The 26,615-nt window shown below is 57.4% G+C and carries 19 protein-coding genes; 7 read left to right on the forward strand and 12 right to left on the reverse strand.

Translation table 11 applies throughout. The features are described 5' to 3' along the window. Positions 1–89: 89 nt before the first annotated feature. Positions 90–2,174, forward strand: a complete 2,085-nt coding sequence (locus QPL98_RS05060) for a GGDEF domain-containing response regulator (RefSeq protein ID WP_303292831.1) — start codon at positions 90–92, stop codon at positions 2,172–2,174. A 51-nt stretch (positions 2,175–2,225) separates the two neighbouring features. Here the strand turns inward: QPL98_RS05060 and serB are convergent, their stop codons facing one another. Continuing rightward, the gene (gene serB, locus QPL98_RS05065; RefSeq protein WP_222196950.1) at positions 2,226–3,458 is read right to left on the reverse strand and encodes a phosphoserine phosphatase SerB; all 1,233 of its coding nucleotides are present in this window, start codon (positions 3,456–3,458) and stop codon (positions 2,226–2,228) included. Continuing rightward, positions 3,451–5,757 (reverse strand): DNA topoisomerase IV subunit A, encoded by a 2,307-nt coding sequence (parC, locus tag QPL98_RS05070; protein ID WP_303292832.1) that lies wholly within the window; start codon positions 5,755–5,757, stop codon positions 3,451–3,453. The genes serB and parC overlap by 8 nt, the downstream gene beginning before the upstream one ends. 173 nt (positions 5,758–5,930) lie before the next feature. On the opposite strand from parC, the gene QPL98_RS05075 reads away from it, so the two are divergent. Together QPL98_RS05075 and QPL98_RS05080 are read left to right on the forward strand one after the other, a co-directional pair. Then, positions 5,931–6,185 carry a hypothetical protein gene (locus tag QPL98_RS05075; protein ID WP_303292833.1) on the forward strand — a complete coding sequence of 85 codons (255 nt, stop codon included), beginning with the start codon at positions 5,931–5,933 and terminating at the stop codon, positions 6,183–6,185. A gap of 92 nt (positions 6,186–6,277) precedes the next feature. After that, a complete protein-coding gene (locus tag QPL98_RS05080; protein WP_303292834.1) occupies positions 6,278–6,502 on the forward strand; it encodes a hypothetical protein in 225 nt (74 codons plus the stop codon). A gap of 177 nt (positions 6,503–6,679) precedes the next feature. Here QPL98_RS05080 and QPL98_RS05085 read toward each other — a convergent pair whose 3' ends face one another. Both QPL98_RS05085 and QPL98_RS05090 read right to left on the reverse strand, forming a co-directional pair. Further along, positions 6,680–7,261, reverse strand: coding sequence for a YceI family protein (locus tag QPL98_RS05085; protein ID WP_303292835.1), 582 nt, complete (start codon positions 7,259–7,261; stop codon positions 6,680–6,682). A 60-nt stretch (positions 7,262–7,321) separates the two neighbouring features. Next, positions 7,322–7,870, reverse strand: a complete 549-nt coding sequence (locus QPL98_RS05090; RefSeq protein ID WP_303292836.1) for a cytochrome b — start codon at positions 7,868–7,870, stop codon at positions 7,322–7,324. 580 nt (positions 7,871–8,450) lie between these two features. On the opposite strand from QPL98_RS05090, the gene QPL98_RS05095 reads away from it, so the two are divergent. Continuing rightward, entirely contained in the window at positions 8,451–9,734 is a 1,284-nt protein-coding gene (locus tag QPL98_RS05095; protein WP_011786237.1) for an EAL domain-containing protein, read from the forward strand. On the opposite strand, the gene QPL98_RS05100 is transcribed toward QPL98_RS05095, so the two are convergent. From QPL98_RS05100 to QPL98_RS05135, 8 genes are all read right to left on the reverse strand, one after another. Next, entirely contained in the window at positions 9,722–11,488 is a 1,767-nt protein-coding gene (locus QPL98_RS05100) for an SLC13 family permease (protein WP_303292837.1), read from the reverse strand. The genes QPL98_RS05095 and QPL98_RS05100 overlap by 13 nt on opposite strands. 96 nt (positions 11,489–11,584) lie before the next feature. Further along, entirely contained in the window at positions 11,585–13,480 is a 1,896-nt protein-coding gene (gene parE, locus QPL98_RS05105) for a DNA topoisomerase IV subunit B (RefSeq protein WP_303292838.1), read from the reverse strand. A gap of 94 nt (positions 13,481–13,574) precedes the next feature. Next, the gene (locus tag QPL98_RS05110) at positions 13,575–14,072 is read right to left on the reverse strand and encodes a protease complex subunit PrcB family protein (protein WP_303292839.1); all 498 of its coding nucleotides are present in this window, start codon (positions 14,070–14,072) and stop codon (positions 13,575–13,577) included. Beyond that, complete coding sequence (locus QPL98_RS05115) at positions 14,069–16,681, reverse strand: S8 family serine peptidase (RefSeq protein WP_303292840.1); 2,613 nt, start codon at positions 16,679–16,681, stop codon at positions 14,069–14,071. Before QPL98_RS05115 ends, QPL98_RS05110 begins: the two co-directional genes overlap by 4 nt. A 150-nt stretch (positions 16,682–16,831) precedes the next feature. Then, positions 16,832–18,883, reverse strand: a complete 2,052-nt coding sequence (locus QPL98_RS05120; protein WP_114434156.1) for a TRAP transporter large permease subunit — start codon at positions 18,881–18,883, stop codon at positions 16,832–16,834. Between the two features lie 15 nt (positions 18,884–18,898). Next, complete coding sequence (locus QPL98_RS05125) at positions 18,899–19,909, reverse strand: putative solute-binding protein (RefSeq protein ID WP_022991428.1); 1,011 nt, start codon at positions 19,907–19,909, stop codon at positions 18,899–18,901. Positions 19,910–19,972: 63 nt separating this feature from the next. After that, positions 19,973–21,037: a hypothetical protein gene (locus QPL98_RS05130; protein ID WP_199452358.1), complete on the reverse strand. Its 1,065-nt coding sequence runs from the start codon at positions 21,035–21,037 to the stop codon at positions 19,973–19,975. A gap of 294 nt (positions 21,038–21,331) precedes the next feature. Next, the gene (locus QPL98_RS05135; protein WP_183576517.1) at positions 21,332–21,961 is read right to left on the reverse strand and encodes a TetR/AcrR family transcriptional regulator; all 630 of its coding nucleotides are present in this window, start codon (positions 21,959–21,961) and stop codon (positions 21,332–21,334) included. 132 nt (positions 21,962–22,093) lie between these two features. On the opposite strand from QPL98_RS05135, the gene QPL98_RS05140 reads away from it, so the two are divergent. From QPL98_RS05140 to QPL98_RS05150, 3 genes are all read left to right on the forward strand, one after another. Then, positions 22,094–23,890, forward strand: coding sequence for an acyclic terpene utilization AtuA family protein (locus QPL98_RS05140; RefSeq protein ID WP_183576520.1), 1,797 nt, complete (start codon positions 22,094–22,096; stop codon positions 23,888–23,890). Between the two features lie 224 nt (positions 23,891–24,114). Then, on the forward strand, positions 24,115–24,981 hold the full coding sequence (locus QPL98_RS05145) for an SDR family oxidoreductase (protein WP_121207154.1): 867 nt from the start codon (positions 24,115–24,117) through the stop codon (positions 24,979–24,981). Between the two features lie 9 nt (positions 24,982–24,990). Next, positions 24,991–26,607 carry an acyl-CoA carboxylase subunit beta gene (locus QPL98_RS05150; protein WP_303292841.1) on the forward strand — a complete coding sequence of 539 codons (1,617 nt, stop codon included), beginning with the start codon at positions 24,991–24,993 and terminating at the stop codon, positions 26,605–26,607. The last annotated feature ends 8 nt before the right edge of the window (positions 26,608–26,615 follow it).

Raw genomic sequence — 26,615 nt, forward strand, 5'->3', positions numbered from 1 at the left:
TCAACTGCCGGCATGGCCAGGGTTGTTATTGCTGGCCAACCCCTGCATCATTCATCCGTGAATATCCGGCACCACGAGACGTCTGACGAATGCAGAAGAAAAACACGACCGTACACCTGCTGATTCTTGACCCATCACAAAACGATGCGGAATCCATGGTCAGCTTGCTCCGCAACTCCGGCAAGGCTACCCGCGCTCACCGGATTACCTCGGAAGAAGATCTGGAAGAAGCGCTCAAGACCTCCAACTGGGACTTGCTGCTGGCACGCGACCTGGAACAGGAATTCGGGGCAGACGATGCTCTGGCCATGGTCAAGCGCATGGACAAGGACATCCCCTTCGTTCTGCTGACCGAGGAATACAGCCGCGAGCGTACCGTCAACATCATCCGTGCCGGTGCCCAGGATGCCGTACCCTTTCAGTATACCGACCAGCTCGTTCTGGTGGTCAAGCGGGAGCTGGCAGCTCTTGATGAGCGCCGCAAACGCCGGGTACTGGAATCTCATCTGCGTGAGGCCGAGCAGCGTTGCCAGTTGCTGCTGGAAAGCTCGAAAGATGCCATCGCCTACATCAATGATGGCATGCACATTTATGCCAACCAGTCCTACATGGACTTCCTGGGCTACGACGACATCGACGAGCTGATCTGTATTCCGGTACTCGATACCCTGACACCGGACAGCCAGGAGAAATACAAGGAGTTCATGAAAGCCTTCGCCGAAGAGCGCAAAGATGGCATGACTCTCAACTGCACTGCCCGCCGCAGTGACGACCACGAATTGAATGTCACCATGTCGGTATCGGCCGCCACCTACGACGGTGAGGCCTGTACCCAGATTGTTTTGCAGCCGGAACACAGCGATGCCGAGCTGGAAGAAAAGCTGAAACAGATCAGCAGCCAGGATTTGCTGACCGGCCTGTACAACCGTCAGTACCTGATGGATGCTCTGGCCCAGGCCATTGCCACCGCAGGCAAGAACAACCAGACCGGCGCCCTCGCCTACATTGCCCTGGATAATTTCCTGAGCATGAAGAGCCAGGTCGGCATCTCGGGCGCGGATCTGCTGCTGGGCGATCTCGCCACACTGCTTCGGGAACAGGCCGGCGACGACGTTACCCTGGCCCGCCTGAGCGACGATGCCTTCTGCGTCATGTGCCTGCCCTGCGATGAAGCCAGTATGGAAAAGCTGTGCGAGCGCATTCGCAAATCGGTCGAGGACCACCTGTTCGATATCAACGGCCGGACGGTTCCGCTGACCGTCTCCATCGGTATTGCCGCGATCACGGAAAACTCTCCCAAGGCCGAAGAACTCATGGGCCGGGCCCATACCGCCTCGGCCGAAGTGAAAAAACAGGAAGGTCACGAGCGCGGCAATGGCGTCCTGGTTTACAACCCGGCTGAATATGAAAGCCTGGATGAAAGCAACTCGGTAGAAGCCATTCTCAAGGCCCTGGACGACAACCGTTTCCGGCTGCTGTTCCAGCCCATCATCAACCTGCGCGGTGAAGGTGAGGAGCATTACGAGGCCTTTGTCCGGATGCTCAACAAGGACGACGAAGAAGTGTCGCCCTATGACTTCCTGCCACCGATGGGGCCCAGCGATACCGCCATCAAGATCGACCGCTGGGTTATCCTGCAAACCATCAAGCAGCTGTCGAGCCACCGCTCACGGGGCCACGACACTCGCCTGTTCCTGAACATCACAGCCGAGACACTGCAGGACAAGACCTTCACTCCCTGGCTCAGCGTTGCCCTCAAGGCCGCCCGTTTGCCGGGAGATTCGCTGATCTTCCAGATCCGCGAGGGCGATGCCAATAACTACATGAAGCAGGCCAAGGAATTCACCAGGGCGGTGCACGAACTGCACAGCAAGGTATCCATCTCCCAGTTCGGCTGCGCACTCAATCCGTTCAACACCCTCAAGCACATTGAAGCGGACTATGTGAAGATCGACGGTTCCTTCACCGAAGAGATCCAGAAGAGTGACGAAGCCAAAGAGCAGGTCAAGGAAATGGTCAAGAGCTTGCAGAACGCCGGCAAGCTGACCATCATTCCGCTGGTGGAGAACGCTGGTGTTCTGGCGACGCTCTGGCAGGCTGGCGTGAATTACATTCAGGGCTACTACCTGCAGGCGCCGGTACCGGAGATGAACTACGACTTCGGTGACAACTGATCAACGGCCGCTTAACCAAAAAGGGCGAGATCATTCTCGCCCTTTTTGGTTTCAGAGGTGGGTATTCTGAAGCGTTTGATTGGTCTCGCTTTCCCGGAACCCGATCAGGTACAGGATGGCATCCAGCCCCAGGGTGGAGATGGAGTGGCGTGCCGACTCCTTGACCAGCGGCTTGGCCCGGAAGGCAACTCCCAGGCCCGCCTGACTGAGCATGGGCAGGTCATTGGCGCCGTCGCCAACGGCAATCACCTGCTCCCGGGAAATGTGCTCTTTCTCAGCTATTTCCAGCAACAGCTCCGCCTTGCGCTTACCGTCTACAATCTGTCCTTTCACCTGGCCGGTCACTTTGCCATCGACAATCTCCAGCTCGTTGGCGTAGATATAGTCAATGCCCAGTTTACTCTGTAGATGACGGGCAAAATAGGTAAAACCACCAGACAGGATGGCGGTCCGATACCCCAGTGCCTTCAGGCTGCGAATCAGGTGCTCGGCCCCCTCGGTCATCCGCAGCCGGTTGGCGATACCTTCAAGCACAGACTCGTCCAGCCCCTTTAGCAGGGCCAGGCGCTCGGCAAAGCTCTGACTGAAATCCAGCTCACCCTGCATGGCACGCTCGGTGATTTCAGCCACCTGTTCTCCGACCCCGGCTTCATGGGCCAGCTCGTCGATCACTTCCGCTTCAATCAGCGTGGAGTCCATGTCGAACACCACCAGCCGGCGGTTGCGCCGGAAGATTGAATCTTCCTGGAAGGCGATATCCACATTCATCTCGCCGGCAATGTGCAGAAAATCGGCACGAAGCTGTTCAAGATCCGAGGGTGTTCCCCGTACCGAGAATTCGACGCAGGCAATGCGGTTTTCCGAGGTATTCAGTGATGGCCGTGCTGACAGCCGGGTAATATTGTCGATATTCAGGCCATGGCGCGCCGTAATCGCCGACACCCTGGCAATCTGCTCAGCCTTGATGTCCCGGGACAGCAGGGTCACGATGTAGCAGGCCCGGTTGCGGCCCTCGGCCCAGGCCTGATATTCCTGCTCGGTGATCGGCGCAAAATGCACCTGCAGATCGAGCGCGTGCAGCCGGAACAGCAAGTCACGGATCACCGGAGAGGATTTCGATTCATCCGGGATTTCGATCAGAATGCCCCAGGTCAGATGGTCATGAATAACCGCCTGGCCAATATCCAGAATGCGGACATCGTAGCGCCCCATGATTCCGGTGATTTCCGAGGTCAGGCCGGGTTTGTCCCGGCCCGATACGTTTACCAGTACCAGCTCACTCACTGTCTGTCGTCTCCCCACTCTGGGCTTCTTCCTCGGCTCGCGCCGCCGACGGAATCACATCAATACCATCCACACGCTGCAGGCCCCGGGGCAGCTTATGACCACGACGGCCCCGTTCACCCAGGTAGTGCTCAAGATCGCCAAACCGCAGGCCCAGCTTGCGCTTACCCGCTTTCACTTCCAGCTGATCCTCTTCACCGAACACGGCGACCGCAACCACGTATTCTTCGCGATTCTGCACCCGTGCGGAGGGAATGCTGATGATCTTGTTACCTTTACCCTTGGCCAGCTCCGGCAGCTCGCTGAGTGGGAACACCAGCATGCGGCCCTCATTGGATATGGCCGCCAGGTACAGGGTAGATGCCGTTTCCGGAATCATCACCGGCGGCATGATTCTGGCGCCTTTGGGCACGCTGACCACGGCCTTGCCCGCGCGATTCTTGCTGATCATGTCGTTCAGCGACGTGACGAAACCATAGCCACCGTCGGTGACCAGCAGTGTCTTACGTTCGGGATTACCCATCAACAAACCGGAGAAAGTAGCTCCGGAGGGGGGATTGATCCGCCCGGTCAGGGGCTCGCCCTGCCCCCTGGCAGACGGCAGACTGTGGGCCATTAATGAATAGGCCCGGCCGGTGGAATCCAGGAAAATCGCCTGCTGATTGTTGCGCCCCTTCGCCGCCAGGGCAAAACGGTCGCCAGACTTGTAGCTGAGACCAGCGGGGTCAATGTCATGCCCTTTGGCGGCACGAACCCAACCTTTGTCCGACAGAACCACCGTCACCGGATCGTTGGATACCAGATCGGTTTCACTGAAGGCGCGGGCTTCCTCCCGCTCGACAATCGGCGAACGGCGGTCATCACCAAAGGTCTCGGCATCCTGCTCGAGTTCGGTCTTGATCAGTTCGCGAAGCCGGTCTTCAGAGCCCAGAATGGCCTGCAGCTCATCGCGCTCGGTGGAGAGCTCATCCTGCTCGCCGCGGATCTTCATTTCCTCCAGCTTGGCCAGGTGCCGCAATTTCAGCTCCAGAATGGCCTCGGCCTGCTCCGCCGACAAACCAAAGCGCGCCATCAGTTCGGCCTTGGGCTTCTCTTCGGTGCGGATAATCTCAATCACCTCATCAATATTGAGGTAGGCAATCAACAGGCCTTCCAGAAGATGCAACCGCGCCAGCACCTTGTCCAGGCGATGCTGCAAACGGCGTGTTACCGTTGTCTTCCGGAATGCCAGCCACTCGGTCAGAATGGTGTACAAGCCTTTCACGCCTGGCCGGCCATCGTTGCCAATCACGTTGATGTTGACCCGATAGGTCTTCTCCAGATCGGTACTGGCAAACAAGTGAGCCATCAGCCCGTCCAGATCAACCCGATTGGAGCGGGGCACAATCACCAGACGGGTCGGATTTTCATGATCCGATTCATCGCGCAGGTCTGCCACCATGGGCAGCTTCTTGGTCTGCATCTGCTGGGCAATCTGCTCCAGCACCCGGTTTCCTGAGACCTGGTGGGGCAGATCAGTGATCACCACTTCGCCATTCTCGCGAATCCAGCGTGCGCGCATCCGCAGCGACCCCCGACCGGTCTCGTAAATCTGGCGCAAGTCTTTGCGAGGAGTGATGATTTCAGCCCTGGTCGGGAAGTCCGGTCCTTTGATGTGTTCGCACAACTCATCAACGGACGCATCGGGCTGATCCAGCAGACGAATACAGGCGGCTGTGACTTCCCGAACATTATGGGGCGGAATATCCGTCGCCATACCAACGGCAATACCCGTGGTACCGTTGAGCAGCACGTGCGGAAGCCGGGCCGGAAGCACCGAGGGTTCTTCCATGGTGCCGTCAAAGTTTGGCACCCAATCCACGGTTCCCTGCCCGAGCTCACTGAGCAGCACTTCCGCGAAGGGGGCCAGCCGCGATTCGGTATATCGCATGGCGGCAAAGGATTTGGGATCATCCGGAGACCCCCAGTTACCCTGCCCGTCTACCAGCGGGTAGCGGTAAGAAAACGGCTGGGCCATGAGCACCATGGCCTCGTAACAGGCACTGTCGCCGTGCGGGTGGAACTTACCAAGCACATCACCCACGGTACGAGCCGATTTCTTGTATTTGGAGGTGGACTTCAGCCCCAGCTCCGACATGGCGTATACAATCCGCCGCTGTACGGGCTTGAGCCCGTCCCCTACGTTGGGCAGAGCCCGGTCCAGAATGACATACATGGAATAGTCCAGGTACGCCTTCTCGGTGTAGTCCCGGAGTGATACCCGCTCGAAACCTTCATCCGTTGTCTGAAACTCTGGCATGGACGCCTCTTTGCCTTGGATGCCTATCAATGATGTGGCGCACATTATATGGACGCCAGCCCCGATACACCAATTTCCAATAGCGGAATTCCCGCATGGAGAGTCTGTAAGGTGAGCCGTATTCTCGCCACAGTGATTAGAACGCCGTTTACTCTCTGAACAAGCGGAAACCTATGAAACCCAATCTCAAAGCCTGCGGGCAAGCCATGGTTACGGCCATGGTCAATGCGGTTCTGGCCGTTGCCCTGATGCTCCTGGTGGAGTTTGCCATCAGTGGTACCTTCCAGATTCCCAAGCCCTATATCTGGGCGGGTGTACTGATCTGGGCCGTTATTTTCGCCGCCCAGTTCCTCCGCCAACGGCATCTTTGCCGAGCCTGCGAACAGACCAACGAACCTTCATCCCCCGAAACCGCCGGCAAATCCTGACCTATATCAAGGGCCTGGGTCCTCAAATGTGACAAATCTGCCCCCCTGCTACGCTTGGGATAAGACAATAACGTCGAATCCCGGGGGGTTAGATGACTCTGCTGGACCAGGCCTTCAACAATGAGGACACCTCCGGAGCTCTGGCGGATTTCAATGAAAATGCCGAACAGTCCAGGCAACGCTTCCAGGACAGCGCGCAACGTCTGGCGGGAACTGGCATCTCCGATGTCACCCAGGGTTTCAATACCGCCTTTGATCGCTGCCGACTCCATTTCCATGGTGGCGACCGCTATCAACGAAATGCAGAGTGCGATTGAAGAAGTAGCCGGGAACGCCTCCCGCGCCGCAGAGATCACTCGCGAAGCGGAAACCAAGGGGAACAACAGCGCCCAGATCATCCGCAACTCGTCGAGAGCTATGTCGGGGAGCTGGAGCAACAGACAGCGCGGTTCCGGGTTTAACCGGACCGCCGCGTCATTGCCGGAGGGATCCGATTACTGCCGGATGCCTTCTACCGAGATTTCGATTTCCACGGTTTCGGAGGCTTTGCCAAGATCCATGGGAATGCCAAAATCCTTCAGGCGCAACTCGGTTTCAGCCTCAAAACCCATGCGATAGCCTCCCCAGGGGTCTTCACCGTGGCCAACCAGCTCGGCGTCCAGGGTGATTTCCCGGGTAACGCCACGCAGAGTCAGATCACCAATGATGTCCGCCTCACCGGCCTCGTCAACCACCACACGCTTGCTTTTGAACGTCGCTTCCGGGAACTCAGTTACGTACAGGAAGTCTTCGCTGCGCAAATGCTTGTCGCGCTCGGCATGGTTGCTGTCGACGCTGGAGGTATCGATCGTTACTGATACAGAGCTGTTTTCGGGATTGTCCGCATCGTAGGTGAACTCACCATCAAAATCGTTGAATCGACCGTACAGCCAGCTGTAGCCCAGATGAGAAATCTTGAAGGTTACGAACTGGTGCGTGCCCTGGGTATCGAAGGCGTAAGTACCGCTGTGCTCGTTTGCCTGCACAGAGGCAACCATCGCGGCTGAAATGGCTGAAGCCAGAAGAATCTTTTTCATTATTCACTCCTTTTGAGTCTGTTTTGCGTTGCGTTAAGAGAGTTAGCTGTCCCGGAACTGTCAGGCCAACCCAAGCATTCTGCGAAGCGTACTGTCCCGGTCGATCAAGTGATGCTTCAACGCCCCCAGCGCGTGAACGCCGGCCAGCACAACAATCGCCCAGGTGCTCCAGTAATGAATGGCTCCCGCCGTATCTTCGAGCCCTTTCACCTGGCCTGTCACCGATGGCACCTGAAACCAGCCGAACACATGGATCGCAGAGCCGTCAGCCGTTGAAATCAGATAGCCACTGACCATGGCGACAAAGATCAACAGATACAGAGCCACATGTGCCAGGTGAGCAGAAACCACCTCCCAGCGCTGGTGATTGGGCAAAGGCCTGGGCGGCGGGCTTAACAGCCGCCAGACCAGTCTGAGCACCATCGCCATGAACAGGAGAATACCCACGCTGCGGTGGATGTCCGGCCCCTGTCGGTACCAAGGATCATAATAAGAGAGATCGACCATCCAGAAGCCCAGGGCAAACAGGCCGATAATGGTGACGGCCACCAGCCAATGCAGCAGGATTGCCACCCACCCATATGCGTCTTCTGAATTCTTTGCCTGCATAAAAACAATCGCCTCCGCTGCTGATGTGGGCCCGAACGGCTTTTCCACGTCCTTCAGATAAGATCAGCATAGTCTAGAAGGACAGAGAGCTGACCAAAATCAAAATGTTTTGCTGGCCTGCATCAGATTTTCTGACCATAGCATCCACGATCCGCAAACACTTGACAGCAACCACTTTGGTCGTATGCGGTTTTACGGATTGTTGAAAATTATGACAGCGATAAACTTTAACCATACTTTTAATCCGCCCCGTCCGGGGCCTCAGTGACCGAGAGGAAACGACATGGAACTTGAATTTGACGAGTCTGTGGTAGTACCCAGCAACAACCGATTTGATACAGACCCGGCTACTGCCGGGTTTTCTTTACCACCGTTTTAATGCCTGAAAGATACAAACTGTTTCGTCTTTTATGCATTAAGTAGTGGTAATGGTTCTTGTTTTTTGGCAACCTTCGACGAATTGATGAGGTAACGCCTGAATTTCAGGCGTCCGTGCCAGGGACACAGGCACAGTGGCTAACAGATTGGCGTGTACTTCAGTACTGCGCCAATGTATTCGTTGAAGGGTACAGACCTGCCTATGTCCCACAATCTTCCCGATTCGCTACCCGCGCCGGAAGTAGACCTGCTTTCCCCCATGCTTAATCAGCAGGGTCAGGTGTGGACAGCGGATTTTCGCGGGCTCAAACTGCGCACCGCCCTTCAGCCGATTTACAGCATTTCCCACAAACGTACCGTCGGTTATGAAGCCCTGATCCGGGCCTTCGATAACGACAATTCAGCTGTTCTGCCTTTGCACCTGTTCGAGCTGCCCGCATCCGAAGCCGAAAATCTGTTGCTGGACAGACTCTGCCGGTACCTGCACATTCGCAACTACAGCGAGATCAAGGATCAGGTCAACTGGCTGTTCCTGAACGTCTCCCCGAGGGTGGTCACCTCTGGCTCTCAATCCGATTCCTTTTTTGGACAATTGCTTGAGAAAACCGGGCTGCCGCCACATCGAATCGTAATGGAAATCGTTGAACAGCCAACCGACGATGCTGAACGGCTACGGGATACCGTTGCCTACTACCGCAAACTGGGGTGTCTGACCGCCATTGACGATTTTGGTGCCGGGCACTCCAATTTCGAGCGCATCTGGAATCTGTCACCGGACATCGTCAAGCTGGACCGTACCCTGCTGACCCGGGCAACCGAAGATCGCCGCGCCAGGCAGATACTGAACGGCATGGTATCCCTGCTGCATCAATCTGGCTGCCTGGTGTTGCTGGAAGGAGTGGAAACCCGGGATCAGGCCATGATTGCCATTGATGCCGGTGTCGACTTTGTACAGGGCTTCTACTTTCGCCGACCCTGCCTGGAACTGGACGAACTGCCCCAAAGCACAATGAATTTCGAGGATTTGCTCGAAGAGTACAAAAGCAGCAAGCAGATTAGCCACGACCCGACCCAACTGGTCGTCAACCATTTCAGCGGGCCTTTCCGGCGGGTGATCGAACGCCTGCAGAAGGGTCTGTCCATGGATCAGGCCTGCTTTGAGCTGCTCAGCCACCACACGGTTTCCCGCTGCTATCTGGTGGACGATCAGGGCGTTCAGCTGGAAGACACTCTGGTTTCCGAGTCCGCCGTTAAAAAGCAGGACCCAAGATTCCGACCACTGGAAAACACCAGCAGTGCAGACTGGTTTCGCCAGCAGTATCTCCGCCAGGCCCTGGCCCAGCCAGAGAACATTCATGTGACCACTCCCTATCTGTGCGTCACTGGCGCCTACATGTGCGTGACCCTGTCACTGGCCTTCCGTCAGGACGGCAAACTCCGGGTACTCTGCTGCGATATTCTTGCCAACGCGGATCACAACCCGTAAACCACCGCAATCACCGCGACCGTTACCAACCCCACCAGCACATTCATGGGCAACCCCACTTTCACGAAATCGGAAAACCGGTAGCCACCAGGACCAAACACCATCATATTGGTCTGATACCCCAATGGCGTGGCGAAGCTGGCGGAGGCTGCCATCATCACTGCAATAACAAAGGGTTCTGCAGGCACCCCCATGCTCCCGGTCATCGACAGCACAACGGGAATCACTAGTACAGCTGCGGCATTGTTCGTGATGACCTCGGTCAGAAACGACACAGCGCAGTATACGAGAAACAGTGTTAGCAGCACCTGACCTGCACTGAAAGCCAGAATACCCTCGGCCATAAACGCCGCTGCTCCGGTTTCCTCCAATGCCGCTCCCAGCGCAAAGGACGCTGCGATGGTGAGGATGACCGGCACATCCACCGATTTCTGAGCCTGCCCCACCGAGCAGCAGCCGGACAGGATCATCAGAGCGGCTCCCAGTAAGGCGGCGTTGAGCATACTCATCACCCCGCAGGCCGCCAGACCCACCAGTACCAGCAGGATCCCCCAGGAAAGCCAGGCCCGGTCATGGCGGGGCGTTTCCGTTTCCAGGTCGTTGATGAGCAGAAAATCCTTGTTGTAGCGCTGACGGCTGACGAACGCCGGACGCGCCTCCAGCAGCAGGACATCGCCGGGTTTCAGGCGGATGTTGCCGAGGTTCCCCGACACCCGCTCGCCACCCCGGGCAACCGCCAGCACCACGGCGCCGTATCGGTCCCGGAACCTTGCGTCCCGGATGGTCAGGCCCAGCACATCCGATTGCGGAGACAAAGCGGCTTCCACCAACCGCCGCTCGGCACGATCCTGACTGAGACTGGGCTCATCGTCGTGCACCGACGGCACGATGCCATTGATGCGCAACAGGTCTGAGATCGCCTGGGTATCGCCCGCAAACACCAGCCGATCACCGCCACGCAGCCGTTCTTCCGAGGGGACGGCAGTGACCACACTGCCATCCCGCTCGATTTCCACCAGATACAATCGCTCCAGTTCCCGCAAGCCGGCTTCGCCCACGGTCCGGCCCACCAGCGGACCTTCAAAAGACACCGCCACCTCCAGCGTGAACTCCCTCATGGAGCCAAACTTCTGCTGATCCTTGCGGTCTGGCAGAACCCGAGGCATGACCAGAAGCATGACCGCTAGCCCGATAATAGCCACAGGCAAACCAACCGCTGTAATGGAGAATATCGAGAACCCGGCCTCACCGGTCAGTTGCTGATACTGGCCATTAACAACCAGATTGGTGCTGGTGCCAATCAGTGTCAGTGTACCGCCCAGAATCGCTGAGTAACTCAGCGGAATCATCAACTTGGAGGGTGAAATACCGATCTTCCGGGACCAGGCATGGACGGCGGGAATCATGGTGGCAACCACCGGTGTATTGTTGAGGAAGCCACTCAGCAGGGAAACCGGCAGAGCTATGCGTGCCTGCGCGGAACGAACCGATTTGGGATTACGAAGCAGATGGTTAACCAGCAGATCGACACCGCCGGAATGATGAATGCCTGCGGCCACCACAAACATGGCCACCACGGTGATCAAGCCGCTGTTACTAAAGCCGGCCAACGCCTGATCGGCGGAGATGATGCCACTGGCACTGAGCACCACAAGCACCGCCATCATCACCAGATGCGGTGCAAAGCGGCCTGAACTCATCAATAGCAGGGCGGTAAGCGCCAACCCCAGGGAAAACCATCCTTGCCAGTCCATAACTCGGTCTTTTCCGGTTTGAAAACTGGCAGGATAGCGAGGCAAAGCAATTCTGAGAAAGAATAACTATCGATTTTTATAGCTGATTATGGAATATCAAACCGCCACGTCGGCCATGTTTCCGTAAGCTTCCAGCCATGCCCGGCGATCCGAGGCGCGCTTCTTGCCCAACAGCATATCCATCCGCTCATCGGTGTCATCCCCTTCTTCCAGGGTGAGCATGACCAGGCGGCGGGTGTCCGGTGCCATGGTGGTTTCTCTCAGCTGCAACGGGTTCATCTCACCCAGGCCTTTGAAGCGCGTCACCTGAATCTTGCCTTTGCGATTTTCCGCGGCCAGGCGGTCGATGATGCCCTGTTTCTCGTGTTCGTCGAGGGCATAGAAGGTTTCCTTGCCGAGATCCACGCGGTACAGCGGGGGCATCGCCACGAACACGTGCCCGGCCGCCACCAGCGGCCGGAAGTGTTTCACAAACAAAGCGCACAGCAGCGTGGCGATGTGCAGGCCGTCCGAATCCGCATCGGCCAGGATACAGATCTTGTTATAGCGCAGGCCGGCAAGGTCGTCAGAGCTCGGATCCACACCAATAGCAACAGCAATATCGTGTACTTCCTGGGACGCCAGGATTTCACCCGAGTCCACTTCCCAGGTGTTCAGAATTTTACCCCGCAACGGCATGACTGCCTGGAATTCCCGATCCCTGGCCTGCTTGGCGGAACCTCCGGCGGAATCACCTTCCACCAGGAACAACTCCGATCTCTCGGTATCACCGCCGGAACAGTCCGCCAGCTTGCCGGGCAACGCCGGGCCAGAGGTCACCTTCTTTCTGGCCACTTTTTTGCTCGCCCTCAACCGGCGCTGGGCATTACTGATAAACAGTTCCGCCAGGGCTTCGGCAATGTCGGTGTGCTGGTTCAGCCACAGGCTGAAGGCATCTTTCACCACGCCGGATACAAAGGCTGCGGCTTCCCTGGAAGACAACCGTTCCTTGGTCTGGCCGGAGAACTGGGGCTCCTGCATCTTGAACGACAGCACATAGGCCACCCGTTCCCAGATATCCTCGGGCGACAACTTTACCCCCCGGGGCAGCAGGTTTCTGAATTCACAAAACTCCCGCATGGCTTCCAGCAGGCCGGTGCGCAAACCATTGACGTGGGTACCGCCCTGAGCAGTGGGAATCAGGTTGACATAACTTTCCAGTACCGCATCACCGCCCTCCGGCAGCCACTGGATAGCCCAGTCCACGGCTTCCTTGTTGCCGGAGAAACTGCCGGTGAAGGGTTCCAGCGGCACCGCTTCAATATCGGCCAGAGCCGTTCGCAGATAATCCCGAAGACCGTCCTCGTAGAACCACTCGTCTTTCTCGCCGGTCTTCTCCTGCAGGAAAGTCACCGTCAGTCCCGGGCAAAGAACCGCCTTGGCACGAAGGTTGTGGCGCAAGCGGCTGACCGAAAAATTGGGACTGTCAAAATATTTGGGGTCGGGCGTGAACTTCAGGCGGGTACCGGTGTTGCGCTTGCCTACGGTATCAACCACTTCCAGCTCGGAGGCTTTGTCACCGTTGGCGAACGTCATCCGATGCACCTGACCATCCCGCTTTATGGTCACTTCCAGACGCGTGGACAGGGCATTGACCACGGAAACACCCACACCGTGCAGACCACCGGAGAAGTTGTAGTTGCCCTGGGAGAATTTACCACCGGCGTGCAACCGGGAAAGGATAAGCTCCACCCCGGGCAGTCCTTCTTCCTTGTGCAGATCGACCGGCATGCCCCGGCCGTCGTCCTCCACACTCAGGGAATTGTCGCTGTGCAGCACCACATCAATCCGCCGGGCGTGGCCGGCGAGGGCCTCGTCAACGCTGTTATCAATGACTTCCTGGGCCAGGTGGTTGGGCCGCGACGTGTCGGTATACATCCCCGGGCGCTTGCGCACCGGATCAAGACCGCTCAGGACTTCAATGGCATCGGCGTTGTACTGTTGCTCGCTCATAGGAATGGCATGGCTCCGCAAATGATCGTTGCGCCATAGCTTAGGGATTCAGGCTGAAAGATCAACGGTTGTTTTGTGGCGGCGCCAAGTGGTTTCAGTTTTCAAGCGTCCGAACCAGTGGCTGCTCAGTCAGACCCTGCACACGAATCTGCCGCCAGCCCCGAGGCTCAACCGCAAGTACCGCACAGGGCGAGGTGATTACCTGGGCCACCATCATGTCCGGCGCCGGTTCATTCACCCGCATGTCGAGCACCAGACTCTCGCCTTGCGCCAGCGCAGACTGGAGCCCGACGCTGTAACCGGCGGTTGGCTTCTGGCCAAGCGTGACCATCACCAGTGCCTCCCGGGCCAGATCAACCTTGCGCACCACATCCGTGGCCATATTCTGGCCACTGACATCCAGGAGTGCTTCGCGACCGGCCTCCGAACGCACAAACGCCACCCCCGGCCCCGTCAGGCCGCAATAAGCGGACTGGGTAATCTGCCGCACCATGACACCCTCACCCTCGCCGGGACCGCCCGTGGCGCTGCACGCTGTTAAAAGCAGCAGCACAGCGGATGTGATGAGTGATCGAACCAGGGTCTTTTTCATTGAACTGCTTTTGCTCCGTCGTTGGTTGAGGCTGCTGGGCTGGTCTCCAGCAATTTGTAGCCTTTGAAGCCGGGCCTCGGGAGGATATCGGGGGTGGACTCAGATATTGTTGGACGCGAGAAACTGGTGGTCATGCGGATATCAGAGAGGCTTTGACCTTCTTCTATGGTGATCACTTCTCGCAAGCCAGAAACAGGGTACTCCGCACAAGCTTCACCCGCCTGACAGATCAATCCATCTCCGTCTAAATCTGTTCCGGCAACCAGAAAGTACTCGCCAGGAGTGACTTCAGAAAGCCGCCTAGGTTCTTCTCCATCGTCCGGCTCAAACCTGAACCGATACTGTCCGTTCTCTACATCTGCAACGACCTGGGACTGCGCAAGATAAAAGCCGTCATCCGTCGGCTCTTTGCCTACGAGCAAGACGAAATGTCGCCCGGCATCTCGAGCCTGCTCATCGCTGAGCAGCTGCCCGATGACAGGGATGCTCAATGTGTTCTGAGATAGATCGACCTCGTATGCAATATCAACGACCCCTCTGGCTGGCTCATCTGGGTTCAGGAGATCTGGCTTGAGTGTCAGCAATAATTCCAGATCACCATTTTCTGCACTACCGGATAGTTCAGCGTCCAGCCATTCAGGTTGACTCGCGACCATTTCGGCGGAAACCGAGGCATCTCCAAATTTCTGAATCTCAACCAACTGAGTTGATATCCCTTCATTGCTCAGACTAACCACGGCGGGTGAAGCTGAAAGAACAGTGACAGGCTCACCGTCGATAGCCTCGGCCACAGCTTTACCTGCATCAACAATCCCCCAACCCAAGCGATCCGATCTGCCATCCTGAGGCTGCGTTAGCAGTCCGGATTCTAACCAGCCCCTAACGGTTGCTGTATTCAGGTCCGGCATTTCCGATTTCATCAAGGCTAAAATACCAGCTACATGCGGCGATGCCATGGAGGTGCCCTGCAGCCCACGGTAACCCGGCACGGAAACACCTCCACGACGCTCTCCGCTTGTTGACCAGACCACGTCGGCCAGGCCATCAAGATTGCCGTCCCGGCTCGCATCGCCACCAGGAGCCGCAAGGTCAATCCAGCTACCGAAATTGGAATAGGAGGCGGGGCGGCCTCCTGCATCAACGGCACTGATTGAAAACACACGACTAGATGCCGCCGGGTAGGAGGGTACTGACGTTGCCGAATTTCCGGCTGCAGCCACAAACAGCAGGCCTTCACTCACTCCATACTGCAGTGCACTTTCCAGCGCTGAGATCCGGGGCAGCCCCCCCAGACTCATGTTGACGACCTGGGCTTTTGGCGATCCACCGCTGGTTTCACCTGTTACCCAGCGAATTCCAGCTATGAGCTGATCAGACGTACCAACGCCACCTTCACCAAGAACACGCACCGGAACAATCTTGCTCTCAAAAGCGATTCCGCCGATCCCCTCGTCGTTAACTGCTGCCCCAATCGTGCCCGCCACATGAGTGCCGTGGTAAACATCACCGCCAACACTGCTTCCGGGATCGACCGGCTCACCACCATCAATAAAATCTCGACCTTCCGGGGCGACATTCTGTTGAAGGTCCGGATGCCACTGACCGTCATCATCTTGCAGAAGTCCACTATCCAATACTGCAACTCGAACAGGCGTCAGACCGGCGTTACCGATCTGCCAGGCAGTTGGCGCGTTAACGAGGTCGTAGTGCCAATTCAGGGAATAATCTGGCTCATTAACCGGCGTAGCCTGGGTGCGAAAGAAATAATTCGGATCGACCGACTTGTATTCCGGCCGCTTCCTGAGCTCTCTGATCCATTCAAGTGTTAGCTGTTGCTCGGCGGTCTCGCTACTTGCAGCTGATGAAGTCGCCGCTACAGGCATTGATACCAGCCAGTCCGCTCCGCCCAAATGCCGCCCTGAGACTCCAGCATTTGCGGCCAAACTACTGGTCTTTCCCTCCGCCATGGAGACCAGTGCCTCGCCCGGAATAAAGTCATAGTCAGGCCAATCAAAATTTAGTTGTGTTGAGGTACCAACGGAATTTTTGGATATTACATAACGCGTAGGCCCACTACCCAGCAGAGCACGCACTGTCAGGGTGTATTCTCCTTCCGCCTCATCTCCCAACTCAACAACCACACGCGACCCGGCATCACCTGTCTCGCCACTATCTATTAAACTTCCGTTATCCGTTAGTTCAATCCTTAGTGCTGGGTTCCCGGCCCGACTGCCAAAAGCCTCAAGCACAATCACCTGATCTTTTGCCATCGGTACGTTAAAGCGGTCCTCGGCATCGCTCTCGTAGCTAAAAATAACGCCTTGATCTGTCAACGTCGGATAGTTTCCACCACTACCCGCCAGGTAACCAGCCAGTACAAAGTTGTCCGGCAGTCCCAGTGAAACGGTCGCAGGTCTCGCCCCATCCAGCCCCAACTGGTCCATCGTGTCCTGATCAACCCGGCTGTTGGCTTCAATACTGATAACCCCGGAAAGCGGACTGGGCGGCGCTATCGGTGCAACGGCATCGGAACCGCCCGAACCACCGCCACAACCGGTGAGCAATGCCATCCCTGGCACCACAACAAAAGCAAGAATCGACAATCTCACGGCGTCTCTCTTATTCTTTGTTGAAACTGTTCACAGAGTATACGGCCAGACATCCCTGATCGACCTGTGTCAGACCTTCACGGGCCCCATGAAAAAACCCGCGGGCCTTGGCATCGCGGGTTCTTTCATAGTACTTCGCTTCTCCTGGCCTTACAAAGCGTAGAAAAGCATGGGCACAAAGGCCACCAGCAGAAGCGTGGGAATCATCACAACCAGCGGCAGCAACAATCTCTCATAGCGGTGCCAGAAGGTGCCGGTACGTTCCGCTGCCAGCACTTCGGTTTCACCCACCACCTGCCGGGTCAGCAGGTGATTCAGGGCAACCGGCGGGCTGAGATAGCCAAGTTCAAATGCCACCAGGCAGACGATCCAGAAATGCAGTGGATCAATGCCAATCTGTAGGGCCGGTTGGGCAATAGTGGCGGAAACCAGTATGACGGCACCGAACGGATCCATCACCATCCCGATCACCGTCAGCATGACCACGATTACCAGCATGGCAATCCAGGGGCTGGTCAGATCCTCCGGGAACAGGGCATGAACAATATCAGAACGCTCAAGAATACCGCCCAGGCAAATCGAGAAACCAATCAGCGCCAGTAGTGCGCCAATGTGCACAGCCGAATCGCTGGCAGCCGCTGTGCTTCGGGAGAAAAACGCACTGGTACGGCTCTGGCCTTCGTCACGGCTATTCCGGCCGGCGTCCAGGGCAACCAGCGCCAGCATTACCAGCGGCAAAATCAAAGGCGCACTGTACTCGTTGAATTGAAGCCCCAGGATCGCCCAGATGGCCAGGATCACTGCCGTTGCCGTCAGTGCATAAGGCAACAACGGTCGCAGCTCCATGACGGCCGCGCGGAATGCACCCGGGGCCGGCCTTGGTCTCCAGTTGCCTTCGGTCTTACACACCACAAAGGAGAACAGGGTGGCCGACATGATGAACACCCAGAACCCCCATCCATACATTTCGGTGGTGGTCACTTCCTTGTTCAGTGCGGCAACCACCACAATCAGCAGGCAGGGATTGAGCACCACCCCAAGGCTGCCCGACATGGCGGTCGTGGCCAGTGACAATTGACGCCCTGCCCCGGCCCGCCGAAGCTCGTCGTAGACAACCCCGCCCACGGCCAGAATGAAAATGCCGGAGGCTCCGGTAAATGCTGTCGGGAAGGCAGTGGCAAAGATGATTACCGAAGCCAGCAAGGGTGCAGGCAGATTGAAGGGCTTCACCAAGTTCAGCAACAGCTCTGGAACCCGGGTCTGTTTGAGCATCATGCCCACCAGCACGTACAGTCCGATGTTGATGAACATGGAGGACAGGTTCGACATCATGCCGAAGTAGATTGCCAGCCCGGAGGAGTAGCCATCCACAAAGAAAAAATAGCTCATGGCAATGAAGCCCATGGTGCAATACAGCGGCACCACAAGGCCGGAAGCCAGCGCCAGACTGCCCGCCCTCATTCGCTCCGGCACATAGACGAAGCGAAAAGCATTGATGATCATGAACAGCCCGAACACGCCTGCCCAGGCGTACTGCAGGACAATGTTCGCCTCAGACCCCGGAGACTGAGCCAGCCGGCCCATGTAAGCGTTCAATGACAGCACCATCAGGCCGTTGATGACGAACTGCACGCCCTGGCTTAAACGCCACTCCGCCCGATTGCGGGGCAGACGCAAAGCAATGTGGTCGGCATCCATTGCGGCAATGGCGGCAGCCAGAGCAAACATGCCGATAAACAGGAACTTAGTCAGGTCTATGTTATCGAGCAGGAAGTCGGCCAAACCCTGCTCTACAGCCTTGTAGACACCGAGCGCCCAGGTGGCGTGTTTCTGGTTTTCGGCAAACTGCAGGTGGCGCTGCTCACACAGCGCCAGGTTACTCTGCAGGGACTGCCGGATAGCCTGGGGATCCGGCGGCGAACTGAACAGGTCGTCCGGGTCTGGCTTATAGGCCTGGACCCGTCGCTCTACCTCTTTATCAATGTCCATGAAAAGGTTGCAGGTAGGCTCTGTTGCATCCGGATTGAGCAGGTAATAGTTAGGCCATACCTGCTCGCCGACCCATAGCAACCGGGAGTGGAGCGAGTTGCCCATCCCCAGCAGCAGGGTGGCCAGAAGCAACAGCAGCAGAATCATCCCATGCAGTCTGTGCATGGGATACAACGTTCTTACGCCGGTTGCAGTCATTGCGCGCCAGTTCATGGTCAGGCTCTCCGCTTATTCCCGGTTTTCCGCTGTACACTCGGAGGCGCCGGGATTGCTGGCACATCGGATCTTGCTGAGCAGGCTCAGCATTTTCGGGTGATAAACGTTGGGAGCTCCGTCAACCCCATCGCGCATTTCCAGACGGTTCTGGCGGAACATCTCCTGGTAACCAACGATGTCCTTTTCCGGGATCCGTATCCACTGCTCGTCAGGAATCCCGTTTTCCTGGCTTTTAATCAGATTCATTGCCTGTGGGTACATGCCCCAGGCAACTTCCCGGGCCTTCTGGGCCGTGTCGTCTTCGATCACGCCATCACGGGCAATGATCTGAATGGTCAGCTGGGCAAGCGGGTAGTCGACAATGCCACCCTTGTCGCCGATCCCTTTGTACAGCTCCAGAGCCTGGTAGGCGAACGCAGGCGCATAGGCAGTATCGACCGACCCATTGTTGAACTTGCCAGCAAAGTTGGTGATATCAGAGGGAACCACCGTCGCTTTTACATAGTTCACCATGTGAATGGCGTCTTTCTGGTAGTCCAGGGTGGCAATACGCTTTCCGGCCAGTTCGCCCGCTGTATCAATGCTGCGATCATTCACAAACAGATAACCGGCACCCGCCGGTACAATGCCCAGTACCTCATAGCCACCGTCCTTCATGAGGGACGCTGCCTTGGGCTGTGCCAGGGTGGCCAGCAGGGTTTTCAGGTCGTCGTAACTTGGCAGGGCACCGACGGCACTGATGCTTCCGGTAAAACGATTGAATGGGCGAATACGGATGTCGGTCGCGGCGACGGCATCGCACTGGCCCGCGTTGAAGTCGCCAATGGCCACGCCTTCATCAGTGTAGGGCTTGAGTTGGAAATCGACCCCATGGGCTTTCATTTCCAGAGCGTAGTCCTTGACCATGTTGTAGACGTCGCCGTTAGCGCCGATGACATCAAACACACACATGGAAACCGACTGGGCAGATGCCAGTGGTGCGACAATGGCAAGAGACAAGGCTGCAAGGGATTTGCGAATCATGACGACCTCCGGGTCATTCTTGTGTTTTTGATCTTTAAGTCATAGATAACTGAAAGGCCAGCCTCAGAGCAGGCCTTCCAGATCCATGGTTTCAACGTTCTCGGTATTGCGCTCCGGACTCATCTTGCCGAAGAAGGTCCGTGGTGTGCGGTGGCCGTAGTTGGCGCTCCAGTGTTTGTCCGATGCGAACTGGACAATCCTGCGGGCCACTTCGTCCACAAGCCGATATTCTTCCCAAACCTCGATGCGCTCTTCAGCCTCTGCGAATTCCGAAATGGCCTGTGCCAGCACCTGCGGTCGCCCAAAGGTTTCCGCAGCGACTACCTGAACGGCGTAAGAGGCACGGATACCGGACTCAACACTCAGCTCTGCGCTGTTTTCCATCACCTGCCAGGGGTCTGGAGACAGGTCCGGTCGGGTGTCAGGCAACAGTAACCAGACGAGGGCGCGAACGGCGTTGGGCAAACCGCCCCATTTTTCATTATCCACGCACTGGGCGGCACGCTCGGCCTGGGGCGCAATGTTGCGAGGCACACCCGCCAGGGCGCCGGAGTTGGAGTCGTTCACAATGCCCTGCATCCCCGTTAGCAGCCCGAGCAGGAACGTGAGTTCGTCCTGATCACTGAAAAGGAACGGGCATTCCAGAGGTTCGGCTGCCGGGTCAAAATCGTAGGCGGCCATGGCACGCTTGAAGGCTTCGTAGCGGCGCTCAGCGGTGCGCGCGTAGAGTCTTTTGGAGACTTCCCGGGCATCTTTGGCGGCGGGAACATCGCCACGGTATTCCGCCCGCAGATAAGCCAGTTCAGCCTCCCAGGCCCGGTATTCCATGCAATTCGCCGCCAGCAGCATGAGCAGGGAACCGGTTGAGTCCGGTGCATCAGTGACTCTCGAAAACGAGTAAACCAGTGGATCCGTGCCCTCACCCAGCGCACAGGCCATGCCCGGATCGGACATCTGCATAACGTAGGGGGTTGCCTCGGACTCCGAGTAGTTCGACAACACGATGCCGGTGGTGGTGTAGATAGGGTTGGCAGAACATCCGGCCAGCAGCAGTACCGAACTTCCCAGCATTGCCTGGCGAACACGAGCCGAGAACCGACGCGCTTGAGAGACCATTGAGGAGATCATAATTCGACCTGTCTGACATTGTTTTTGTATGTAAGGGAGTGCGAGAAATTCTTATCACATTTAATTCTCGTCAATCCGTGAACCAGCTCCGGATACCTCTGGCCAGAGCTCGAACGAGAGCAAGAATGCGAGGAATATTGTCAGACAGAAATGGCTTTATTGCCGAAACCGACATGCCGATCAGGCCAATGGCCCGGGATGAATCGAATTATTTTATTATTTATTGATTTATAACAATGAGTTAAATATGTAGCGCATTTCGGAACAAGCGTGCCACTTTGTGACTTGTGCACATTAACATTGATCAAGACCCAGCATCGCCATCACCTGATCGGTCAGTCCATCGAGGGTCAGACCACCCCGTTCCGGGCGATACCAGGTGACCGTCCAGCTCAGGGCGCCGGTCAACATTCTTCGGGTAATGAAAGGGTCCGCTCCAAGCTGGTGTTCCTTCGACAGCTGTTGGAGCGTAGACAACCACAGGTCTTCATAGATATCCCGCAACTCCAGCACTTCAGCCTGGGAGCTTTCCGAAAGACTGCGCCACTCATACACCAACACCGCCATGGCCTCTCCGGTCTGGCCGTTAATCGACTCCAGTTCCGCCCTTATCAGCGCCCGCAGTTTTTCTCTCGCTGAATCCGCCTGGTCGGCAGCGGCCTGCATCAAGGCGGTATTCAGCCGAATGGTCTCGACCATCACCGCCTTGAGAATTTCCTCTTTGGTGCGGAAATGGTGGAACAAGCTCCCTGACTGAATACCCACAGCCGCCGCCAGATCCCGCACCGTCGTGCGCTCGTAGCCTTTATCCCTGAACAGTCTTGCTGCTTCGTTTAACAGGCGCCCGCGGGCGCTGGAGGGATCAGACACAAGTTGCTCGGCAATGAGGGATTGCAGGATTGGGTTCTGGTTCACAAAGGCCATCCGGTTGTCTTGCTGGGACTTTTTATTCTACCCGAGATTTGCCTGTTTACAAACCAAGCGCTTGCTTGGTATTGTCGTTTCGATCGTTGGATAACCTCTCGCCAGTGCGGGTATCAGAACAAGGCCAAGAACATGTCAGACGCCAACAAAACCATCCGTATCGGTTGCTCCGCCGCTTTCTGGGGCGATACCGAAACAGCCGCTGCCCAACTGGTACGCCAGGGCAATATTGATTACCTGGTCGCCGATTACCTGGCCGAGATCACCATGTCGATCATGGCCGGCCAGAAGATGAAAGACCCGACTCAGGGCTACGCCCGGGATTTTGTGCAGACGGTGATGGCGCCTCTGCTCGGCGAGATAAAGGATAAAGGCATCCGGGTTCTGGCCAATGCCGGTGGAGTAAACCCGGTGGCTTGCCGCGATGCTCTGCAGGCCCTGTGTGAAAAGGCCGGCGTCGATCTGAAGATTGCGCTGGTGCTCGGCGATGATCTGTTGATGAAAAAGAAAAAGCTGGCCGATGCCGGCATTACTGAAATGACCACCGGTCAGCCCTTCCCCGCCATGATGGTGAGCCTGAACGCCTATCTGGGTGCGCCCGGCCTGGTGGCGGCCCTGGAACAGGGTGCCGACATCATTATCACCGGCCGTGTCGCAGACAGTGCGCTGGTGCTGGCGCCGCTGGTGCATGAATTCGGCTGGCGCTGGAACGACTACGACAAACTGGCTCAGGGCAGCCTGGCCGGGCACTTGCTGGAATGCGGCGCCCAGTCTACCGGCGGTAATTTCACCGACTGGGAACAGGTGGCTGATGGCTACGCCAATATGGGTTTTCCCATCGCCGAGGTCAGCGCCTCTGGCGATTTTGTGATGACCAAACCCGAGGGCACCGGCGGCATGGTCAGCCGGGGCACTGTGGGCGAGCAACTGGTGTATGAGATTAGCGACCCACGGGCTTACCTGCTGCCAGATGTAACCTGCGATTTCACTCAGGTGACACTGGAGGAAATCGGCAAGGACCAGGTCCGGGTTTCCGGTGCCAGGGGAGTGCCGCCGACGGACAGCTACAAGGTGTCAGGCACCTGGCCAGATGGATTCAAGTGCACGGTGACGTTCCTGCTGGCCGGCCTTGATGCCCGCGCCAAAGCACAACGAGTGGCGCAAGCTATTCTGGCCAGGACGTCAGCGATGTTTGCCGAGCGCGGCCTGCCGGATTATTCCGAAACCAGTATCGAATTGCTGGGCACCGAGACTACCTATGGCCCCCATGGCAAGGGCGACCAATGCCGGGAAGTGGTGGTGAAGATTGCCACCGCCCATCCGAAGAAAGAAGCCCTGGTGCTGTTTTCCAGGGAAATTGCCCAGGCCGCTACCGGTATGGCGCCTGGCATCACCGGTATTGTCGGCGGTCGGCCAACCGTGTGGCCGAAGATTCGTTTGTATTCCTGTCTGGTACCGAAATCGGAGGTGGCGGTTTCGGTGGATCTGGCAAGTGAGAAGTCTGAGGTGGAGGTAGCGACCGAAGGTGGTTTCAATCCGGGCGATCTCGCGGCTGAGCCGGAGTCCCGGATGGAGGTGGCAACGGATACCACAGTGCCGCTGCTCAAGCTGGCTTGGGCGCGGTCCGGGGATAAGGGCGATCACAGCAATATCGGGGTGATCGCGCGGGATCGAGAGTATGTTCCTTATATTGAGGCTGCGTTAACGGAACAGGCGGTGGCCGAGTGGATGGCTCATACGCTGAATCCTGAGTCCGGCAAGGTGACTCGCTGGTCTATGCCTGGGTTGCATGCGTTCAATTTCTTGCTGGAGCACAGTCTAGGTGGCGGCGGTGTGGCGTCGCTTCGGATTGATCCGCAGGGTAAGGCGTTTGCTCAGCAGTTGCTGGAGTTTCCGGTGCCTGTGCCTTCGAATCTGGTTCCTCAATGAATGTATTAACCCCGGTTCTGGGGCAAGAGCCCCGACAGGGCATTACTTCCCTGAGCTTGGGTGCAAGCGCCCCACCGGGGTACAGCCTTCCGGGACACGCCGTAAATGCGTCCGTGTAGGCTTGAGCGCAGCTTCCCTGCTGCGCACAGTCCCGGAAGGCTGTACCCCGGCGGAGCGCCCGAACGTTTTTCGTGGATTCTTTGGATTGGAATAGGGAATTTTGTATGAGTTATCAGTCTGTTCTTCGCCCGGGCTTGTTTGAAGGCCAGGTTTTTATTGTCACCGGTGGCGGTTCGGGGATTGGCCGCTGCACGGCTCACGAACTGGCGGCGCTCGGTGCCCGGGTTGCGCTGGTGGGTCGTAAGCAGGAGAAGGTAGACGCGGTTAAGGCCGAAATTGAGGAAGACGGCGGTATTGCCAGCGCCCATGCCTGCGATATTCGCGAGGAGGAGTCGGTCAAGACCACGGTGAAGGCCATTATTGAGACCCACGGCGGTCTGAACGGGGTGGTGAACAATGCCGGCGGGCAGTTTGCGTCTCCGTTAACAGGCATTAACCAGAAGGGGTGGGAAACCGTGGTGCGCACGAACCTGACCGGCGGTTTTCTGATTTCCCGGGAGGCCTATACCCAGGCCTTGAGTAAAACCGGCGGTTCGATTGTGAACATTGTGGCAGATATGTGGGGTGGTATGCCTGGCATGGGCCACTCAGGGGCCGCACGGGCCGGGATGGTGAATTTTACCCAGACGGCCGCGGTCGAATGGGCGCCGTCCGGGGTTCGGGTGAATGCGGTGGCGCCGGGGTGGATTGCGTCCAGCGGGATGGACAACTACCCGACCCATATGAAGTCGTGGATTCGCAGCCTGGCGGATGCGGTGCCGATCAAGCGGATGGGTACAGAATCAGAGGTGAGTTCGGCGATCTGTTTCCTGCTTAGCCCGGGCGCGGCGTTTATCAGTGGTGATTGTCTGCGGATTGACGGCGCGGCGTCCCAGGGTGGGCGTGTGTGGCCGATGCCGAAGGCGCAGAATAACGAGCCCTATAACGGTTTCCATCGGGCGGTAACGCCGAAAGTGTTGAGTGACGACTGAGGGTTTCCCATGCAGGTACTGGAAACAACAATAAGCCCCCAGTCCGACGAGTTCCGGGCCAATGTCGAGGCCATGGAAGCGCATATCTCGACTTTCCGGGATGTGGAGCAAAAGGTTCTGGACCTGGCGGAATCGGCCCGGGAGAAGTTTACCAAGCGAGGCAAGCTGCTACCGCGGGATCGCATCAATCGGTTGCTGGATCGTGGCAGTGAGTTTCTGGAGCTGTGCTCCCTGGCCGGTTACAAGATGCATGATGACAAAGACGGTTCCATGGCCGGAGGCGGGATTATTGCCGGCATCGGCAGAGTAGCCGGAGTACGCTGCCTGGTGGTCGCAAGCAACAGTGCCATCAAGGGCGGAACCATTACTCCCGCCGGTCTGGACAAAACCCTGCGACTGCAGCAGATCGCCATGGAGAACAAATTGCCGGTGGTATCGCTGTCAGAATCCGGCGGCGCCAACCTGAACTATGCCACCGATATCTTCGTGCTGGGCGCCCGGGGCTTTGCGAACCAGGCCCGGATGTCTGCAGCCGGTATTCCACAGGTAACCGTCGTCCATGGCAACGCCACTGCCGGCGGGGCCTATCAGCCGGGCCTGTCGGATTACGTAATTACCGTACGCGAGCAGGCGAAGATGTTCCTGGCCGGCCCGCCGCTTTTAAAAGCCGCGACCGGTGAGGTCGCCACCGATGAGGAACTGGGTGGAGCAGAAATGCACGCCACCGTTGCCGGCACCGCCGAATACCTGGCGGAAGACGATGCGGATGGCATCCGCCAGGCCCGGGAGATTCTGGGCGCCCTGCCCTGGAACGAAAATCTGCCACTACGCCAGGAACCACAGTGGGATGAGCCGCTGTATCCGGCGGAAGAGCTGCTGGGCGCAATTCCTTCCGATACCAAGAAACCCTACGACGTGCGCGAGATCCTCGCCCGCATCGCCGACGGCTCTCGATTCCTGGTTTTCAAGAACGATTACGACAGCCAGACGGTGTGCGGCACCATCCGGATTCACGGCCACAGTGTAGGTATTATCGGCAACAACGGCCCGATCACCCCTGCCGGCTCCACCAAGGCTGCGCAGTTTATCCAGCTTTGCGATCAGGCAGGCACGCCTATTCTGTTTCTGCATAACACCACCGGATTCATGGTCGGCACCCACTCCGAACAGAACGGCATCATCAAACACGGGTCGAAGATGATTCAGGCCGTGGCGAACTGCCGAGTACCAAAACTCGCCGTGGTGGTGGGCGGTTCCTACGGCGCCGGCAACTACGCCATGTGCGGCAGGGGCCTGGACCCGAGATTCATCTTCGCCTGGCCCAACAGCCGCACCGCCGTCATGGGCCCCGCGCAGGCCGGGAAAGTCATGCGCATCGTGGCTGAAGAAAAACAACGCAAAAGCGGTATCGAGCCGGACGAAAAGACCCTGTCGTTCCTGGAACAGGCGACCGCCAAAAAGCTGGAAGACGGTTCCACCGCCCTTTACGGCACGGCCAGGCTCTGGGACGACGGCCTGATCGATCCGCGGGATACCCGCCGTGTCCTGGCCATGGTGCTTTCCGTTTGCCGTGAAGCCGAACAACGACCACTGCGACCCAACGTTTACGGCGTCGCCCGTTTCTGATTTCCACA

The organism is Marinobacter sp. ST-43 (assembly GCF_030541085.1).
Lineage (GTDB): Bacteria > Pseudomonadota > Gammaproteobacteria > Pseudomonadales > Oleiphilaceae > Marinobacter > Marinobacter nauticus.

Coding starts and splice junctions, on each gene's coding strand:
- QPL98_RS05060 (WP_303292831.1), top strand. CDS start 90: ATGCAGAAGAAAAACACGACCGTACACCTGCTGATTCTTGACCCATCA.
- parC (WP_303292832.1), bottom strand. CDS start 5,757: ATGCCAGAGTTTCAGACAACGGATGAAGGTTTCGAGCGGGTATCACTC.
- QPL98_RS05075 (WP_303292833.1), top strand. CDS start 5,931: ATGAAACCCAATCTCAAAGCCTGCGGGCAAGCCATGGTTACGGCCATG.
- QPL98_RS05080 (WP_303292834.1), top strand. CDS start 6,278: ATGACTCTGCTGGACCAGGCCTTCAACAATGAGGACACCTCCGGAGCT.
- QPL98_RS05085 (WP_303292835.1), bottom strand. CDS start 7,261: ATGAAAAAGATTCTTCTGGCTTCAGCCATTTCAGCCGCGATGGTTGCC.
- QPL98_RS05090 (WP_303292836.1), bottom strand. CDS start 7,870: ATGCAGGCAAAGAATTCAGAAGACGCATATGGGTGGGTGGCAATCCTG.
- QPL98_RS05095 (WP_011786237.1), top strand. CDS start 8,451: ATGTCCCACAATCTTCCCGATTCGCTACCCGCGCCGGAAGTAGACCTG.
- QPL98_RS05100 (WP_303292837.1), bottom strand. CDS start 11,488: ATGGACTGGCAAGGATGGTTTTCCCTGGGGTTGGCGCTTACCGCCCTG.
- parE (WP_303292838.1), bottom strand. CDS start 13,480: ATGAGCGAGCAACAGTACAACGCCGATGCCATTGAAGTCCTGAGCGGT.
- QPL98_RS05110 (WP_303292839.1), bottom strand. CDS start 14,072: ATGAAAAAGACCCTGGTTCGATCACTCATCACATCCGCTGTGCTGCTG.
- QPL98_RS05120 (WP_114434156.1), bottom strand. CDS start 18,883: ATGAACTGGCGCGCAATGACTGCAACCGGCGTAAGAACGTTGTATCCC.
- QPL98_RS05125 (WP_022991428.1), bottom strand. CDS start 19,909: ATGATTCGCAAATCCCTTGCAGCCTTGTCTCTTGCCATTGTCGCACCA.
- QPL98_RS05130 (WP_199452358.1), bottom strand. CDS start 21,037: ATGATCTCCTCAATGGTCTCTCAAGCGCGTCGGTTCTCGGCTCGTGTT.
- QPL98_RS05135 (WP_183576517.1), bottom strand. CDS start 21,961: ATGGCCTTTGTGAACCAGAACCCAATCCTGCAATCCCTCATTGCCGAG.
- QPL98_RS05140 (WP_183576520.1), top strand. CDS start 22,094: ATGTCAGACGCCAACAAAACCATCCGTATCGGTTGCTCCGCCGCTTTC.
- QPL98_RS05145 (WP_121207154.1), top strand. CDS start 24,115: ATGAGTTATCAGTCTGTTCTTCGCCCGGGCTTGTTTGAAGGCCAGGTT.
- QPL98_RS05150 (WP_303292841.1), top strand. CDS start 24,991: ATGCAGGTACTGGAAACAACAATAAGCCCCCAGTCCGACGAGTTCCGG.